Source organism: Clostridium carboxidivorans P7 (assembly GCF_001038625.1).
GTDB classification, from domain to species: Bacteria; Bacillota; Clostridia; order Clostridiales; family Clostridiaceae; genus Clostridium_AM; species Clostridium_AM carboxidivorans.
Genome location: NZ_CP011803.1, coordinates 1,527,409 through 1,544,391, shown reverse-complemented (window position 1 = coordinate 1,544,391; position 16,983 = coordinate 1,527,409). Strand labels below are relative to the sequence as shown.

14 protein-coding genes are annotated in these 16,983 nt (G+C 29.8%); all 14 read right to left on the bottom strand.

Annotation, left to right across the window (positions count from 1 at the left end; translation table 11 throughout):
• Positions 1-185 precede the first annotated feature (185 nt).
• Entirely contained in the window at positions 186-1,484 is a 1,299-nt protein-coding gene (locus Ccar_RS06645) for a metallopeptidase TldD-related protein (RefSeq protein ID WP_007062005.1), read from the bottom strand.
• 1 nt (position 1,485) lies between these two features.
• A complete protein-coding gene (locus tag Ccar_RS06640; protein ID WP_007062006.1) occupies positions 1,486-2,913 on the bottom strand; it encodes a TldD/PmbA family protein in 1,428 nt (475 codons plus the stop codon).
• 112 nt (positions 2,914-3,025) lie between these two features.
• Positions 3,026-3,859: a selenium-dependent molybdenum cofactor biosynthesis protein YqeB gene (gene yqeB, locus Ccar_RS06635; protein ID WP_007062007.1), complete on the bottom strand. Its 834-nt coding sequence runs from the start codon at positions 3,857-3,859 to the stop codon at positions 3,026-3,028.
• 3 nt (positions 3,860-3,862) lie between these two features.
• Positions 3,863-4,435: a molybdenum cofactor cytidylyltransferase gene (gene mocA, locus Ccar_RS06630; protein ID WP_007062008.1), complete on the bottom strand. Its 573-nt coding sequence runs from the start codon at positions 4,433-4,435 to the stop codon at positions 3,863-3,865.
• 55 nt (positions 4,436-4,490) lie between these two features.
• Entirely contained in the window at positions 4,491-5,225 is a 735-nt protein-coding gene (gene yqeC, locus Ccar_RS06625) for a selenium cofactor biosynthesis protein YqeC (protein ID WP_007062009.1), read from the bottom strand.
• An 83-nt stretch (positions 5,226-5,308) separates the two neighbouring features.
• Positions 5,309-7,594: a xanthine dehydrogenase family protein molybdopterin-binding subunit gene (locus Ccar_RS06620; RefSeq protein WP_007062010.1), complete on the bottom strand. Its 2,286-nt coding sequence runs from the start codon at positions 7,592-7,594 to the stop codon at positions 5,309-5,311.
• A gap of 2 nt (positions 7,595-7,596) precedes the next feature.
• Complete coding sequence (locus Ccar_RS06615; protein WP_007065174.1) at positions 7,597-8,046, bottom strand: (2Fe-2S)-binding protein; 450 nt, start codon at positions 8,044-8,046, stop codon at positions 7,597-7,599.
• Positions 8,037-8,834 (bottom strand): FAD binding domain-containing protein, encoded by a 798-nt coding sequence (locus tag Ccar_RS06610; protein WP_007062012.1) that lies wholly within the window; start codon positions 8,832-8,834, stop codon positions 8,037-8,039. Before Ccar_RS06610 ends, Ccar_RS06615 begins: the two co-directional genes overlap by 10 nt.
• Before the next feature lie 379 nt (positions 8,835-9,213).
• On the bottom strand, positions 9,214-10,800 hold the full coding sequence (locus tag Ccar_RS06605; protein WP_007062013.1) for a glycoside hydrolase family 32 protein: 1,587 nt from the start codon (positions 10,798-10,800) through the stop codon (positions 9,214-9,216).
• On the bottom strand, positions 10,740-11,696 hold the full coding sequence (locus tag Ccar_RS06600; RefSeq protein ID WP_007065172.1) for a carbohydrate kinase family protein: 957 nt from the start codon (positions 11,694-11,696) through the stop codon (positions 10,740-10,742). The genes Ccar_RS06605 and Ccar_RS06600 overlap by 61 nt, the downstream gene beginning before the upstream one ends.
• A gap of 117 nt (positions 11,697-11,813) precedes the next feature.
• Positions 11,814-13,718, bottom strand: coding sequence for a sucrose-specific PTS transporter subunit IIBC (locus Ccar_RS06595; RefSeq protein WP_048029997.1), 1,905 nt, complete (start codon positions 13,716-13,718; stop codon positions 11,814-11,816).
• Between the two features lie 191 nt (positions 13,719-13,909).
• Positions 13,910-14,752, bottom strand: coding sequence for a BglG family transcription antiterminator LicT (licT, locus tag Ccar_RS06590; protein WP_007065169.1), 843 nt, complete (start codon positions 14,750-14,752; stop codon positions 13,910-13,912).
• 290 nt (positions 14,753-15,042) lie between these two features.
• Positions 15,043-15,690 carry a DUF4397 domain-containing protein gene (locus Ccar_RS06585; RefSeq protein WP_007062019.1) on the bottom strand — a complete coding sequence of 216 codons (648 nt, stop codon included), beginning with the start codon at positions 15,688-15,690 and terminating at the stop codon, positions 15,043-15,045.
• A gap of 58 nt (positions 15,691-15,748) precedes the next feature.
• Positions 15,749-16,981: a PTS transporter subunit IIC gene (locus Ccar_RS06580; protein WP_007062020.1), complete on the bottom strand. Its 1,233-nt coding sequence runs from the start codon at positions 16,979-16,981 to the stop codon at positions 15,749-15,751.
• Positions 16,982-16,983 lie beyond the last annotated feature (2 nt).

Sequence of the window (16,983 nt, the reverse complement as noted above, 5' to 3'; positions counted from 1 at the left end):
TAATCGCATAAAAGAAAACTAAATAAAAGCTATTTCTATAATGTTTCTAAGCATTATAGAAATAGCTTTTGTCAAAAATCCATCTTTCAAAATCTCCTATTACTTTAAAGAATCAAAATCACTATCTATTTTATTGAATTCCAATAAATTTTGATAGTGATTTTTACTATATTAACGATTGCTATTTACTTACCAGCAATGGATACATCAAATAGTTCTAATGCCTTTGGTCCTTGAAATTCATTATCTTTTTGTATTTCCTTTGAAAGATACATATTACTGTGAAAATCCTTCATATTTCCAGATACAGAACCTCCAGTTATAGGAATAGTTTTTGTTCCATCAAAGTACCATCCAAGCCTTATTTCTCCTCCAAAATCTCCAGTAAGCTTATCTATCTGAAAATCAGAGAATTCAGCAAGCTCCATATAAGGTTCATTTTTCATTTCTTTATAAGATTTGCTTCCTCCATCTACTATGAAATTATTAATAATTCCTGTAGGTTCTGTTTCTAAATAAAAACTGTGTCTAAAATCTCCATGATAATTTTTAAGTACACCTTTATCAAATATTTGAATCTTTGATAAAGCAATTCCATCTTCATCAAAAGGAACTGAGCAAGATGAGTTTTCTAAAGCTGGATCCAGTGTTATACTTAACAAATCTCCTTTTACATCATCACCTTGTATATTTTCATTTAGCCTAGCTATAGACATATTGTTGTAAACTGCTTCTACATTTCCTTGATATACATAATAGGAAAGAAGCTCTTTAACAGCTAATCCTGTAAATATAACTTTATATTTTCCCGCCTTTGGCATATCTTTTGCCAAAGCTCTCTGCTGTGAAACAAATAGCATTTCATTTACAGAGGACACAATTTGTTTTTCATCAAAATTTGAAAACCCTATGGATTTATACAGTTCTATTTCTTCTTTTTCTCTCCAATTAGTTATAAATTCAATAGTTCCTTTATAATTTTCAAAACTAACATCTACTCCATTTGAATTTATAATTCTCTTATATACTTTTTCCAAGAAAAGTTCTGATGAATTTATATTTCCATTTTCTTTATTGTCAGCTTCATAAAGCTTTTCTGTTAATTTTTCCATCCAATAAGAAAGTGTATTGCCTTTAAAACTGCTTTCTTTAATCTTTTCATTTTCTTTTATAGCCTTTTTAGGAAGATCATAATATTGATTTTTAGCAAAGTTAGCAGCAAAAGCCGCACCTTCCAAAGACTTTTTAATTTCTTCATCACTCATGGTAGGATGAATATTTACTATAGAAGATCCTTTATATTTCATTTTATTTTCTTCAAAGTTCTTGTAAACTGTAACTTTAAAATGGTGAACATCTTTACTTCTATTCATATCTAAATCTTTCTTTATGAAAAATAATTCTTCTGAATTTACCTTTGTTTCAACTATTTTATATCCATCAACATCCAAAATTTCTAATATACTTTTTATTCTGTTTATCATTTTATCCAAGCCTCACTTTCGCTTTAATATATGGTCCTCCAGAAGATACCTTTACAAATTCCTTATATCCCTTGCCACAAGCACCAGAACCACAAAGTTCTACTTTATCTGAAACCATGGATATAGATTTCAAAAGATCAGGTACATATCCCGTTAAAACTACTGGAGATACAATATTCCCTGTGAGTTTTCCATTTTTTATTTCAAGGCCATAATTCACCATACATTGTATTCCCCAATTTTTAGGATCTTCCATACCACTCATTGGACAATCTAATAAATATCCAAATTCTATTGAAGCTATCATATCCTCAAGCTTACTGGATCCAGCTGCAAAATAAGTATTAGTCATTCTTGAATAAGCTTTTCTTTCAAAAGACTGCCTTTTACCATTTCCTGTTGGAGTAGTAGCTAACTTTAAAGCTGAAAGTGTATCTGATATACCTTTCTTAAGTATTCCTTTATCTATGACTACAGTATCTGTTCCTAAAACTCCTTCATCATCAAATAAATAGGAAGAAACATCTACAGCTGAAGCAGCTCCATCATGCATAGTTACAAGTGGAGATGCTATTTCCTTATCCATATATTCAGCTGCCTTAGCTCTATTTTTCACAAACATGTCCATTTCTACACCATGGCCAAAAGCCTCATGTGCAATTATTCCTGAAACATCTGGAGAACATATGCATTCATATTCTCCAGGGGTAACTGGCTTCGAATCTAGAAGTTTTATAGAAATATCTACAGTTTCATCTACCTTTTCTGAAATTTCCTCTAAAAGTTCAGAAGCTTTAAGTCCAGAAAAAGGGCTATATGAATATTTAGTCTTATTTTCTCGTCTTACAATACTAAATATTGATCCTTCACTCCATATGTAACTTTGGGCTAAATCCTTATTATTAGAAATAAAAATCTTTGATACATGAACTTGTTGGTATCTAACTCTTAAATCTATTAAAAAATCACTTAAAGAAAAAGCCTTATCCTTTATGCTTATCATTTTTTCTACTATTTCTTTATCGCTTATTTGTTCTGGAAGCACTTTAACTTCTCCTATAAAAGTTTTTTCTATTTTTTCTTCATTTATCAAATCATAAGCATTTATGTTCACTTTGTTTTTTAAGGATTGAATTTGTCCTTTTACTTTTTTTCTTATGTTTTCTGATATACTTTCAATTTCATTTTCATTTATTTCATTAAAAGAAATTTCAGAATAACTAATTCCATTATAAACCTTTACTACAAAACCTCTTTCACTCCAAAATGAATCCTGAATGGAAATTCCTGTTCTTTGAACAGAATATAATTTTCCACAAACGTCACTACCTAAAACTGATACATATTTGAAATCCTTAGATAGGTTTTTTATAAGTTTTTTTATACTTGGTTTTGTGTTATTTAAAAAATTGGACATTTTAACCTTCATATAAATTCCTCCTTATTTTTATCCATTCTATATTTTACCATTACAAATAATAAAAATATAGCACTACTTGTACCAAATAACAAGTAATGCTTAAAAAATTAAAACTATTATTTTATACTACCTTAGTCATTTCTCTAAAAGTCTTGGTTTTAGTTGCTTTTAAATACAATACAGCCTCTAACACTGCTCCACCAATACTTCTAGCTTTATCAGAAATTGTATAACAATTCTGCTTTTCTTCAATTCTAGGATCAATATCTGCTATTTTAAGTCCTTTGGAAATTTTACTTTCATTTCTTATTAATCCTCTTAATACTCCATCAATAGTAGCTTTAACTTCTATTCCATCCACATAAGCTATAACTTCTCCAGCTTTAACTATATCTGCAATTTCTTTTATATTGTCAATAATACCACTAGCAGGACTGTGTATTACTCTTTCTTTTGAATAACCAGCTATTTTTCCAGGCACACCAGTATTTTTCATAGCCATACCACTAAATATCAATCTTCCTAAATTATGACCTCTCATAGTTTCTACAACTACATCAACATCTTTTCCAGCTTCAAATCCAGGACCCACTGCTATAGTCATAGGTGCCATGTTCAAATTTGTTCCTAAATTCTTCTTTGCTATTATTGCATCTATAACAATTTGAGGTTTTATTATATCTATATATTTGCCTTCTGGATCTACAATAACAGGTACAATTCCTTCAGACCAAGCCTTCTTAATTTCATATATATTCTTTACAAGAACAGCTTTTATACCCTCTACAATTACATAACCATCAAATATAGCTTCGCTAAAACACACTTTTCTTCTAATGGAAGTAGGCTTTTCTACTTCTGCTATTAAAACCTTGAATCCACTTCTATATAATTTTTGTACTATACCAGAGGCAATATCTCCTCCGCCTCTTATTATAACAATATCTTCAATCATACTTTAACCCCTTGTAATTTTCTCATAATCCTGCCAGGTATCTATATCTACCATAGCATATTCATTTCTAACATCTACAGTTATTACATCGTTAGTGTGATTATTAATGACATTCTTACCGCCATTATCTCCTTGAAGCAATTTAAGTTCATCTATGAATCTTTTTGGAAATACTACAGGACTTCCTTTTCTATCTTCATGGATAGGAACAATTATACAATTATTATTTTTTTCAAATACATCCATTAGAATCTTTATAGTGTCAATGTCAAGCAAAGGCTGATCTGATGTAAAAAACATATATCCATCAGCTTCTTGTGAAGCACTTATTCCAAGTTTTATGGACTCACTTTGACCTTTAAATGCATTTCTATTTTTTACAACCTTAATACCCTTTTTTATGCCTATATTCAATACTTCTTCATCTTTAGCCACAAGGATTTTGCTGAAAAAATCACACACCATAACCTTTTCTATAATGTGCTCAACCATAGCTTTGTTTTTATACGGCAATAGAAGCTTATTTTTACCCATTCTCTTTCCAAAACCAGATGCCATAATAATAGCACTAATCATTTTTATCACCCTTAAATACCATATTGATTTATATAAATATTTTTATTTTGTAAACTTAAACTACCAATTGGTATTGCTTATTTTTTAAACTTCCAATTAAAATTTCATCTATATAATTATCGTTACTTTCTAAAATGTTATTTACTAATTTTTGTGTTAAAACAAGTTCATTATCTGTATCTACCTTATTTATAAATAAAACTTTCTCTCCTTTAGAATCTTTAAACAAACCCTTATTATGAAATACTAAAGAAGTTAAATGTTTTTCAGTTACAATTTCATTCTCTTTTGAATTAGTTATACTCTTGAATTCACATAATCTATGAACATTTTCAGCATTTACTTTTTTACCTAAAGCATCTATGCTTAAAATGCCTATAGTTTTATGGGTATTTTGGCTTATTACAGGTTCATCATCTTTCCATCCCTTAATGGACTTTCTCTTAGAACCATCTGCTTCCACTAAAACATAATCAAAATATGGCAACTGAGCTTCTAAAAGCTCAGTATCCAATCCAATTATTTTATTTTCTTCATTCAAATAACTTCCATATAAATATATACCATTAGTTTTTTCATAATTATACTTATTAAAGTTACTTTCATTTATAGTGATAAAATCATAATATTTTTCATTGGGCATATAAATTTTTGTAGTAGTAGTTACAAGTACTTTATTTTCACCTCTTAATTCTTCTGCTAGAGAATACATGAAGGTGGTTTTTCCTCCAGCACCTACAATGGATATTACATCACCTTTTTTTAAGTTTAATAAATCCTTTAAATTCATATTGCACCTCAAAAATTAATTTATCCTTCATGTTATAATAACTGCAGCATTTTTCAATAAGACTTTATATTAATCAAAAATTTCTATTTATTATCTAATTGCTGCATTGCCATAAACACTTTTTCTGGTGTCATTGGAAGAGATGTCATTCTAACGCCTACAGCATTATAAACTGCATGTGCAATTGCTGGTGATGGAGTATTTACAACAACTTCTCCTATGGATTTTGCTCCAAAAGGTCCTGTTGGCTCATAGCTTTCTTCAAAATCCACTATTATACTTCCTACATCTTTTCTACAAGGAATTTTATACTGCATAAATGTATTTGTTTCAAGTCTTCCTTTTGAGTTAAATTTAATATCCTCATATAATGCCATTCCTATTCCTTGAACAATTCCACCTTCTACTTGAAGTCTTGCTAAATTTGGATTAATGATAGTTCCGCTATCAGCTATTGCTACATAATTTATTACATCCACTTTTCCTGTTTCCTTGTCTACTTCTACTTCTGCAAAGCCTGCCATAAATGGTGGAGGTGATACCTCACTTCCATAAGTAGCATTACCAACTAATTGAAGCTTTCCTACACCTAAAACCATAAGTTCAGCTAATTTTTCTAAGCTCATAGTTTTGTCTCCATTAACAGCTTTTATATTTTCTCCATCAAATTCTACATCTTCAGAAGACAATTCAAGTAATTTAGCTCCTGTTTCAATAATCTGTTTTCTAAGTGATTCTGCCGCCTTCACTACAGCCATTCCTGTAACATAAGTTGTACTTGAAGCGTAGGAACCTGGATCATAAGGAGAAATATCCGTATCTGCTGCATTTACTATGATTTTTTCCATTGATGTTTCTAAAATTTCAGCAGCCATTTGTGATAATATTGTATCACTTCCCGTTCCCATATCTGTAGAACCTATATGAAGTGTATAATTTCCATCATCATTTAATCTTACTTCTGCAGATGCAGTATCTATACATGCAATTCCTGATCCCTGCATAGTTACTGCCATACCAATAGCTCTTACTTTAGTTTTACTTATTTCTCTTCTTGGATATTTTTCAGTCCAACCTATTAACTCTTTACCTTTTTTTATACATCTATGAAGAGCTGAACTTCCTAAAATCTTTCCTTCAAAAGCAAGAGAAGTTTCTCCTTCTTTAATTAAATTTTTCAGTCTAATTTCTGTTGGATCCATATTTAACTTTTCTGCTAATTTGTTAACTGTTGATTCAACTGCAAAGGCTCCCTGTGTTGCTCCATACCCTCTAAATGCTCCTGCTGGAGTTTTATTTGTATAAACTACATCTCCCATAAATCTAACAGCTTTTGTCTTATTATATAAAGGAAGTGTTTTTTGTCCTACAAGTCCAAATACTGTAGAAGCATGTTCACCATAAGCTCCTGTATCCGATAAACATTGTATATCTATAGCTCTTATATATCCTTCTTTGTCTGCACCTAATCTAACCCTTGTTCTCATAGCATGACGGCTAGTTGTACATTCAAAGGTTTCCTTTCTATCATATATTATCATAGATGGTTTACCTGTTTTCATAGTTACTATTGCAGAAAAGATTTCCACTGCAATAGTTTGTTTACCTCCAAAACCGCCGCCTATTCTTGGTTTAATTACTCTTATTTTGCTCGATGGTATGTTAAGAGCTCTAGCTAATTTTCTTCTAACATGGAATGGAATTTGTGTTGAACTTATAACTACAAGTCTTCCTGCATGATCAATATAATTGAAAGAACGATAAGTTTCCATCATACAATGAGCTTGTGCTTGATTGTAATAAGTATCTTCCACTACTACATCACACTTATCAAATTCGCTTTCAACATCTCCATACTCCATCTTTTGTCTGGAAACAATATTTTTATCCTTCTGCATACCAATGTCAAAATTACAATGAAGGTCCTCTTCATGAACTGTTGATTCATGTTCTTCTGCTTTTTCAAAATCCAAAACAGGCTCAAACACTTCATATTCAACCTTTATCAACTTTATAGCCTTTAAAGCTGTCTTTTCATCTACAGCAGCTACAATTGCAACTTCATCTCCTACATATCTAACAACTTCATCTAATATTAAACGATCATAAGGTGAAGGTTCAGGATAAGATTGTCCAGCTAATGTAAATCTCACATTTGGAACATCTTTATAGGTTAAAACACATTCAACACCATCTATTTTTTCTGCTTTTGATATATCTATAGATTTTATTTTTGCAAAAGCATGTGGGCTCCTTAGTATTTTTATTACTAAAGCATCTTTTACCGCTAAATCTTCTGTATAAACAGGCTTACCTGTTGCAATAGTCATTCCATCTATCTTTGAAATACCTTTACCAACTATTCTCATGTTTATGCTACCCCCAGATATTTTTTAATTGCTCTTAACTGACCCATATAGCCTGTACATCTGCACAAGTTACCAGTTAAGTAATGAATTATTTCTTCCTCTGTTGGATTTTTAAGTTCATTTTTCATGGCAATTACAGTCATTATAAAACCTGGACTGCAAAACCCACATTGTTCAGCACCTTCTGATACAAGAATTTTGGCAAATTCCTCTGCTTCTTCTTTTAATCCTTCTATAGTAGTAATATTTTTTCCATTAACTCTTATAGATAAAGTTGAACAGGATAAAGTTGGCTTTCCTTCTATCCATACTGTGCAAAGACCGCAGCAAGTTGTATCACAGCCTTTTCTTATACTTAATATTCCATTTTTTCTTAAAGTGTCAGCTAAAAATTCATCTTTTTCTATTTCAAAATTAACTTTTTTATTATTTAAAATAATTTCTATTTGCACTGTAATACCTCCATTATCGCTCTTTTTACAAGAACCTTGCACATAGATTTCCTGTACTGGGCTGAACCTCTCATATTGCTTCCAAAATGCAGCTCTTCTGAAGCTATGTTTGCCACATTTTCTACATTTTCAATGCTGAAATTTCCACTAGATAACTCACGGGATGCTCCTTTTGCAATTTTAGCATGTAAAGGTCTAGCTCCTACAACTACAGTCCATTTATCCTCTAATCTAGAAACAGATACATTTAATATAGGATAATCACTTATAGCATTTCTTAAATTTCCATAAACAGCTTTTCTGTTATTTTTCTTTATAAATATTCTAGTTAAAATGTCCTTTTCATAAGGTCTTTCTAAAAACTCTTCTAAGGACATTCTCTTTCCTTTGTATAATTCCACTTCTGTATCTAAACACAATAATGCTGTTATCAAATCAGAAAATCCATACTTTGAGTATACAGTAGCACCTACAGTTACTACATTTCTAAACTGAACTCCTATTATATTGCTAACTGATTTAGGTAATATTCCATTAAAGTATTCTCTAAATAAAGGGCTTGTCTCAATATCTCTAAAGGTGGTCATAGCTCCCACTTCTATATATTCATCATCTTCTTTTATATAATTTAAATTAAGCTTTGATAAATCCACAGCTGTACCTATTCTTTTAGCACCCATCCTTAAAAAAGCACAACCTCCAAGAATGGTATTGCTTTTTTTATCTACAAGTACTTTATATGCTTCATCTATTGTATTGGGTTGAACTAAATCTAGTATTGTAAACATCTTTACCTCCTTATAATCTGTATTTTCACTTTCAATATAGGAATAAAAATACTTTAATTTTATCTATTATTTTAATTTAAACAAAAATCTACTAAATTAATTAGTATTTACCATAAATCTAAATATTGTTCATAGTTTTCCATTTTCACAAATGCTATTATATCATATTTTTTAAAAAAGTCGAACATTTATTTATTTTTTACAAGAAATTTTCGTAAATGCCCAACATTTTCTAATATTATATATATTTTTACACGTATTGTACATTAATTGATTTAAAGCAAACTAACTCATAAATATTATTTTTTACATATATTTGTAGAATTCATATTAAAAAACTCCACAAGAAATTTACTTTCTTATGGAGCATTCTAAATCGTTATATATTCCATTTTACTATTTTATTTATTTTTACAGTACCACCCTTAGCAAAAAATTTTATGCCTCTGCTATTCTTTTCAGGATAAATCCTGCTTGTAAAAACTTCTTCACCATCATTTATAAATATTTCTATTGAGGAAGTATCCATGAAAATGTTTAATTTTAGCTTTTTGCAAAAATCCATTTTACATTTTCTTATGCCTTTATAACCTTTTCCACTATTATTTCTATCTAGTATGAACTTGTTACTATATAAATTATATGATAATGTAGTATATTCTTTGTTATCTTCTGAACACCTTACCTTTATACCTATCTCTTCTAAATTACTTATTTCTTTTAATTCAAATTCCACATAAAGCTCTAAAACATCCCCTTGAATATTTTCAAGCTGAATTTCTTCATTGTCTATTATTATATTATTATATGAAACTTCTTCTTTTCTAAGTAATTTCACTTCTTCTACAGGACTTTGATACAATTTCTCACCTTTAAGCTGTAATACTCTTGGAATGGTCATGGCATGCAGCCATCCATGATTTACTGTAGGATGTTCATCCCTTTCTGGCAGCCCCATCCATCCTATTAAAATTCTTCTTCCCTTATCATCTATAGTTGTTTGAGGTGCATAAAATTCAAATCCTCTATCTAATTCTACAAACTCACCATGCTCCATTTTTCCAGTATCATAGTTTAATTTTCCTATAAAATATCCTGATTGATATATATTATTGTATAAATCGCCTTTAGGCTCTAACCCTTGAGGACACGCTATTAATACATCCTTACCATCTAAAGGAAAAAGATCAGGGCATTCCCACATATACCCAAAATTCCCCAAACCATTTATATTTGAACCTGTAACTTCTCCTATGAGCTCCCACTTTTTTAAGTTTTCTGATTTATATAGTAAAACCCTGCCTTCCATTTCTGTAGTTTGAGTACCTAGTACTGCATACCACAAATGTCCATTCTTCCAAACCTTAGGATCTCTAAAATGTCTAGTATATCCTTCAGGCTGATTATTGATTACTGGGTTATTATCGTACTTTTCAAAATTCATGCCATCCTTGCTCATAGCTAAGCATTGATAAGTTTCTCTATTTCCTTCTTTATCTTTAATATTTCCAGTATACATAATAGTTAAAACACCATTATCATTAACTGCACTTCCAGAATAACACCCATGAGTTTCATACCAATTACTTGGAACCAAGGCTATAGAAGCATCACTCCAGTTGACTAAATCCTTACTTTTAACATGTCCCCAATGCTTTGATGCATGCTTTGTATCAAAGGGATTTAACTGATAAAACAAATGATACTCACCATTAATATATATAAAGCCATTGGGATCATTTAAAAGTCCTGCTGGAGGCATTATATGATATTTTAGCCTGTAATAATCAGCTTGCACCAAAGGCTTCATTTTTTCCATACTCTCATAAGCCTTTTTTAATAATTCTTCATTTCTATTCATATTTAACACCATTTCTCTATTTTGCATAAAATCAATAATATTCTTTACAGTTTTTCTATTTCTCCTAACGTTGGTAATGATGCTATAGCTCCCAATTTTGTACATACAACAGCTCCTACCTTATTTGCAAAAGCAGTTATTTCTTCTATTTTCTCGAAATTTTCTATTAAAGACTTAGGCTCTTCAAGTTCTGCTGCTTTATATAAAAATGCTCCAACAAAAGCATCTCCTGCACCTGTAGAATCTATAGATTTTATTTTTATACTACTAACTGTAGTATAATCTTTACTATTTGATATTAAAGTTCCTTCTTTTCCTAAAGTTACAGCTACAATTTTAGCTCCTAGTTTATGAAGAACTTCTAGTCCTTTATTTAAATCATCTTCTCCTGATATAATTTTTATTTCTTCATCACTTACTTTTACCAAATCAGCATACTTCATGCAAAACTTAGATGTTTCTATAAATTCTTCAGTTCTTCCTTTCCATAGATCTACTCTATAATTAGGATCAAAAGCTATAAATATATTTTGTTTTTCTGCAACCTCCATAATTTTTAAATAAGTTTCTTTTGATTCTCCACCAAGGAGTGCTGTAGCAGATCCAAAATGTATTATCTTTGAAGCTTTTATTTTTTTCTCTTCTAACTCTTCATACTTTAATAATCCATCTGCACCTCTATTGAATATAAAGTCCCTTTCACCATTAGATTTTAAAGAAACAAAAGCTAGTGTAGTATTTGAATTATCATCCATAATTAGCATAGAAGTATCTACACCTGCTTGATCTAAAGTATCCTTTAAAAATACTCCAAAGGCATCCTTTCCAACCTTACCTGCAAATAAAGCCTTTCCACCTAACTTGGCTATAGCTGCTGTAACGTTGGCAGGTGCTCCCCCTGCCTTTTTAACAAAATTACTTCCTGCTGATAAACTAGAGTTAACATCTGAACAAATAAAATCAATAAGCAATTCACCTACACATAATATGCTGTTATTCATAATTATTCCTCCTAAAATTGCAGTTGCAGCGATTTACAACTTAAAAATTATCCATACCAATGTAATTAACTGTGCACACTTGAAGTTACCAGTTTGAATTTTAACTTTCACTGCACTTTAATCTTTAGTATTTCCTACCAATATAAATTCATCATTTAATTCTACTTTTCCTTCTTTTACGCCTTTAATAAAATTAAATTTTTCTGAATTTGTCACAACTACAGAAGTTATAGGTGATTTTGCCTTTTCTTTTACTAAATTTAAATCTACTTCTAATAATTTATCTCCAGCTTTAACATTGTCTCCACTTTTTACAAAAGCTTTGAAACCTTCTCCATTCATTTTTACCGTATCTATTCCAATATGAATTAATATTTCAATACCAGATTTACTTTCTATAGCTACAGCATGTTTTGTTTCAAATAAATGAGCTATTTTTCCTTCTATAGGAGATATAACTACACCATCTTCAGGATCTATAGCCATACCTTCACCTAATAATTTTGCTGCAAATGTTTTATCTGGTACTCTTGTTAAATCTATTGCTTCACCTTTCATTGGAGCTACTAGTTTTTCTACACTATCTAAATTATTAATAGCTTTTTCTAATTCTTTTTCAGATTCATTATCATCATTGTTCTTATTATCTGCTTCAATTTCATCCTTAAAACCAAGTATTATAGTTATTATGAAGGCTCCTCCAAAAGCTAAAACTAATCCAATTAAATAATTAATTATTGATCCTTGTTTTACAATAGCAGTTCCAGGAATACCTGTAACTCCAACTGCAGTCATAGATACTTTAGTAAATGCCATGTAAGCACCACCTATAGCACCACCTGCAGCAGCTGCAATAAATGGTTTTCCAAATCTTAAATTTACTCCAAATATAGCTGGTTCTGTTATTCCAAGCAAACAAGATAATGATGCTGGAACTGCAATGGATTTTATTTTTTTATTTTTTGTTCTAAAGTATACTGCTAAAGCTGCTCCACCTTGTGCTACATTAGCCATAGACCAAATTGGCAGCAAGAAGTTCTTACCAATATGTGGATTAGCTAAAAGTCCTGCTTCAATGGCATGAAAGCTGTGATGTACTCCTGTTATTACTATAGTAGAATATAATCCTCCAAGTACAATACCTGCAAAAAATCCTGCTCCATTATATAACGATTGAAATCCTAATGATATTCCATCACCAATAAACCTTCCTGCTGGTCCTATAACAAACATTGAAAAAAATGCAGTAATCATTAAAGTTAAAAATGGAGTTACAAGTATATCTAACACATTTGGAATTACTCTTCTAAGTGACCTTTCTATATATCCCATTACCCAAACTGCTATAAGTATAGGTAAAACTGTTCCTTGATATCCAACCATGCTAAGATGTAAACCAAAAACTGTTATACTATTTTTTATTCCTTCACCTAATGTCCATGCATTTTGTAAACTAGGGTGAATCATAATTCCCCCTAAAGCTGCTGCTAAAAATGGATTTGTATTAAATTCCTTAGCTGCACTAAAAGCTATCAAAACTGGTAAAAATACAAAAGCAGCATTAGAAAACATATCTAAAAGTACAAACATTCCGCTTTTTGAATTTATCCATCCAAAAGTACTGCACATTCCTAAAGCACCCATTAAAAGTCCACTAGCTACTATAGCAGGTATAATAGGAACAAATATATTGGATAAAACTCTAGCAAATCTCTGCAGAGGATTCATATTTTTCATAGCTGCCTTTTTGGCTTCTCCCATGCTGGCTTTTGAAATATCTGTATTTGATATTAAAGCATCATAAACCTTGTTAACAGCTCCCTGACCTATAATTATCTGAAGTTGACCTGCACTTTCAAAAACCCCCTTAACTTCTTCCATGGCTTCTAATTTACTTTTATTAGCCTTCTTATTATCTTTTAAAACTAAACGCAATCTTGTAGAACAATGAGCTGCACTTTCAATATTTTTTTGTCCACCAACTAATGGCAAAATTTCTTTTGCTACTTTATTATAATCCATATCAATTTTCCTCCTTATATAACATTTTTAATAAATAACATTAAACTTGCGGCGCCTACAGCTTAATGTTTTAATTTTTAATTTAATATAAAAAAACCCAAATTGATTAAAATACATTAAAGCATAATTTAGCTTAAATATATATTAATTCAATTTAGGTTTTGCCTGACAACAGTAACAATCCTAATTTATTAATTTTTCAAAGCAGATATAACTCTCTGCAAATGTAAGGTTAGATAAACTATTTCTCCATCACTTACCATATAATCATAATTTTTTTCTATATATGCTTTAATTTTTAAAGTACATTTATAAGCATCTTCATAATTTTCCTTTACTAATTTTAAAAATGAAACTTCTTCTTCTGTTAAATGCTTTTTACTCATAACTCTTTGAGCAAAATATTTTAAATGTGTTACTAGTCTATCATAAGAAATATCATTCTCTACAAATTCTATGGTAAAATAATATTTAATTATATTTAATATATCTTGTACTATAGAAGTTATATTCATAGTATTATTCATATTCTGCCCTATAGTTGCATTAATTAAATGTAAAGCTATGAATCCAGCTTCATCTTCTTTCATTTCAATATTTAATTCATCTTTTATAAACTTTAAAGCCCAAAGCCCAATCTCATATTCCTTTTTATGAATTCTTTGTATTTCCCAAAGCAAATGATTTTCTATGTATATACCTGATATTGATCTTTTTATAGCAAAAGCTAAATGGTCTGTTAAAGCTACATATATATGATCATCTAGGTTATTATCTAAAACTTCTCTTGCATGGCTTATTATCTTTTCAGATACTTTTATGTATTCAAGTGGTATCTCATTTATAAGCTTTTGAAACTTTACATTTTCATTTTTATTTTCTATAGAAAACACTTTTTCAATTTTTGACTCATCTAAATTTTCCCCAACATTTTTTTTAAAAGCAATTCCTCTACCCATAATAACCTTTTCTAATCCAGTAGATTCATCTATAACAGTAACTACATTATTATTCAGTATCTTTTTTATTACCATATATATCCCCCACTACTAAAGTATACTATATAAAAGGATCTTATCTTATAAAATAATAAAACCTAAATTAAAATAAACAAAAATGTTGCTTACTTTAATTTAGGTTTTGCCTGCATAACCAGTAACAATCCTCAATTAATTTATTATGGAATAATGATAACATTTTCACTAAAGCTTGTCAATACTAGTTAGTAAACTTTTATCGTATTAATAATGCTATAAGTTTTAAGCAGTTTAAAAACATTGCGAAGCTTTGCTTCGCAATATGCTTATTTTATAAAGGTCATATTTTAAAATTTTAAATATGTGTTTCCATCTAACGGCATCACAACTTGCAATTTAGGTTCTCTATTTACTAAACCTACTGCATAAATAGTATAAAATTTATTAGGTCCAAATCTAGTATTAGGTAAAAGTAATACTTTTTGATCTGTACCCGCAGCTCTTACTTGGAGATTATAACTTCCTGGACGAATCTCCCTATATCCAGTAATTTCCTTGTAGGACACATTTTTAAAAATTACATCTCCATTAGGTAATGTAATATCTACAGCAGGTGCATCTGGAGACAGATGAATAAATCTTACTTTAGATCTTCCACGTCTTAAAGGTTCTAAAGTATCTTCTATTGTTTTCAGTTCCAAGTTAGGCATTATACCTACTGCAGCTAAAGTAAGTATTTTATTTTCAGGTACAATCATATCTCTTTCTATCAATGGATTATTCTTAGTACCTCTTTTAAAAACCCTAATTTTATATCTTCCTTGTGGCACTTTTATATATTGTGAAAAGCCTTTAAATTTAATATTTGACACAATCACAGCGTTATTAGCATAAACATCTACTGCGGGAGCATCTGGTGCTGCATGAAAAACTCTAATGTATGAATATGCTGAACTCTGTCTAAAATAGCTATAATAGTAAGGACAAAATGGCATTTAAATCACCTTTCAATATTACTACACTATAATATTATATGTGATTATAATTTTTTTGTTATTGAAAAAAAAGCTTCATTATAGAATTAAATATCATTGCCAATATACTAAAATCTGAATCAGCATAGCAGGTTCTCATAAGTCCTATATTAGGCTTTAATATAGGAAGAAGAAATATAGGTAATACACTAATAATTACTCCATGCACAAATGAAGATAATACTGCTCCTCTTCTTCCTGAAACAGAATATCCAAAAATACTAGCAGTTCCACCTGAAAAAAGATGTGCAGTTACTGCTGGAACCACTATAGTTGTTTTAAGCTTTATTTGAATTAAAAGTGTTATTATTCCTGCTAAAAGACTGCATATAAAGCCTATAATTATCATTTCAGGTTTGTACACAAAAAATACAGCAGCATCCAAAGCTGGTTTGGCATCAGATATAATTTTTTCTGCAATTCCTTTAAAGGAATACAATATTTCATCTGTCATCATTCTTACTCCTAAGACTATTAAGTAAAATGAAACAGTAAAATTTATGCTGTATTTAAATGCTATATATAATTTATCAGTTTCTCCTGTAAAATCATTTAAAAAGCCTTTATCCACATTTATTACAGCTAAAAGATATATTACAAACATACTTACTGCCATAAGCACACTGCTGTCTCTCATAAATGAAATTTTATTTTTTTCTTTTTTTATTTCTTCACGTTTTTTAAATATTAAAGCACAAATACCACCAATGATACAAGCAAAACTTCCAAAATGAGCTAATCCTATGTCATCCCTCTTAGATATTCTTTTAATAAATATTGATGTAATAAAAGGCAGTATACTCATGAAAATTCCTAAATATGCACCTGCCAGCATGATAAATATTTTTGAATTTTTGTTGTTAATTAGAATAGCCATCATTCCTGCCATATAAAAAATATAATATCCATTTAAGAAAATATATTTAATCCTTGTGAATTTACATATAATAATATTAACTAGCATAGCAATAATCATTATAAAAAATACTATTTTTCCATCAGAATTACCTATTATACTTACCATAGTCTCATTATTTGGAATAATGTCAAATGCATGCACTGATCTTCTTATGATAAGACTAAGTACACTTAAACTATTTTTTGCTATACTAGACCCAAAATTTATAATGCTATATCCCATGCTTACCTTTATTAATGAAACAACTATGCTTCTAAAGTTTTTTCTTTGCACTATAAGCCCTAATGCAACAATGATTACTAAAAACACATCACTTTTCATTAAAGTCTCCATGT

Excerpts from the sequence above, each read along its gene's own strand:
- Ccar_RS06645 (WP_007062005.1), bottom strand. The coding sequence starts at position 1,484 with ATGATAAACAGAATAAAAAGTATATTAGAAATTTTGGATGTTGATGGA.
- Ccar_RS06640 (WP_007062006.1), bottom strand. The coding sequence starts at position 2,913 with ATGAAGGTTAAAATGTCCAATTTTTTAAATAACACAAAACCAAGTATA.
- yqeB (WP_007062007.1), bottom strand. The coding sequence starts at position 3,859 with ATGATTGAAGATATTGTTATAATAAGAGGCGGAGGAGATATTGCCTCT.
- mocA (WP_007062008.1), bottom strand. The coding sequence starts at position 4,435 with ATGATTAGTGCTATTATTATGGCATCTGGTTTTGGAAAGAGAATGGGT.
- yqeC (WP_007062009.1), bottom strand. The coding sequence starts at position 5,225 with ATGAATTTAAAGGATTTATTAAACTTAAAAAAAGGTGATGTAATATCC.
- Ccar_RS06620 (WP_007062010.1), bottom strand. The coding sequence starts at position 7,594 with ATGAGAATAGTTGGTAAAGGTATTTCAAAGATAGATGGAATGACTATT.
- Ccar_RS06610 (WP_007062012.1), bottom strand. The coding sequence starts at position 8,834 with ATGTTTACAATACTAGATTTAGTTCAACCCAATACAATAGATGAAGCA.
- Ccar_RS06605 (WP_007062013.1), bottom strand. The coding sequence starts at position 10,800 with ATGTACAAAATTGGGAGCTATAGCATCATTACCAACGTTAGGAGAAAT.
- Ccar_RS06600 (WP_007065172.1), bottom strand. The coding sequence starts at position 11,696 with ATGAATAACAGCATATTATGTGTAGGTGAATTGCTTATTGATTTTATT.
- Ccar_RS06595 (WP_048029997.1), bottom strand. The coding sequence starts at position 13,718 with ATGGATTATAATAAAGTAGCAAAAGAAATTTTGCCATTAGTTGGTGGA.
- licT (WP_007065169.1), bottom strand. The coding sequence starts at position 14,752 with ATGGTAATAAAAAAGATACTGAATAATAATGTAGTTACTGTTATAGAT.
- Ccar_RS06585 (WP_007062019.1), bottom strand. The coding sequence starts at position 15,690 with ATGCCATTTTGTCCTTACTATTATAGCTATTTTAGACAGAGTTCAGCA.
- Ccar_RS06580 (WP_007062020.1), bottom strand. The coding sequence starts at position 16,981 with ATGGAGACTTTAATGAAAAGTGATGTGTTTTTAGTAATCATTGTTGCA.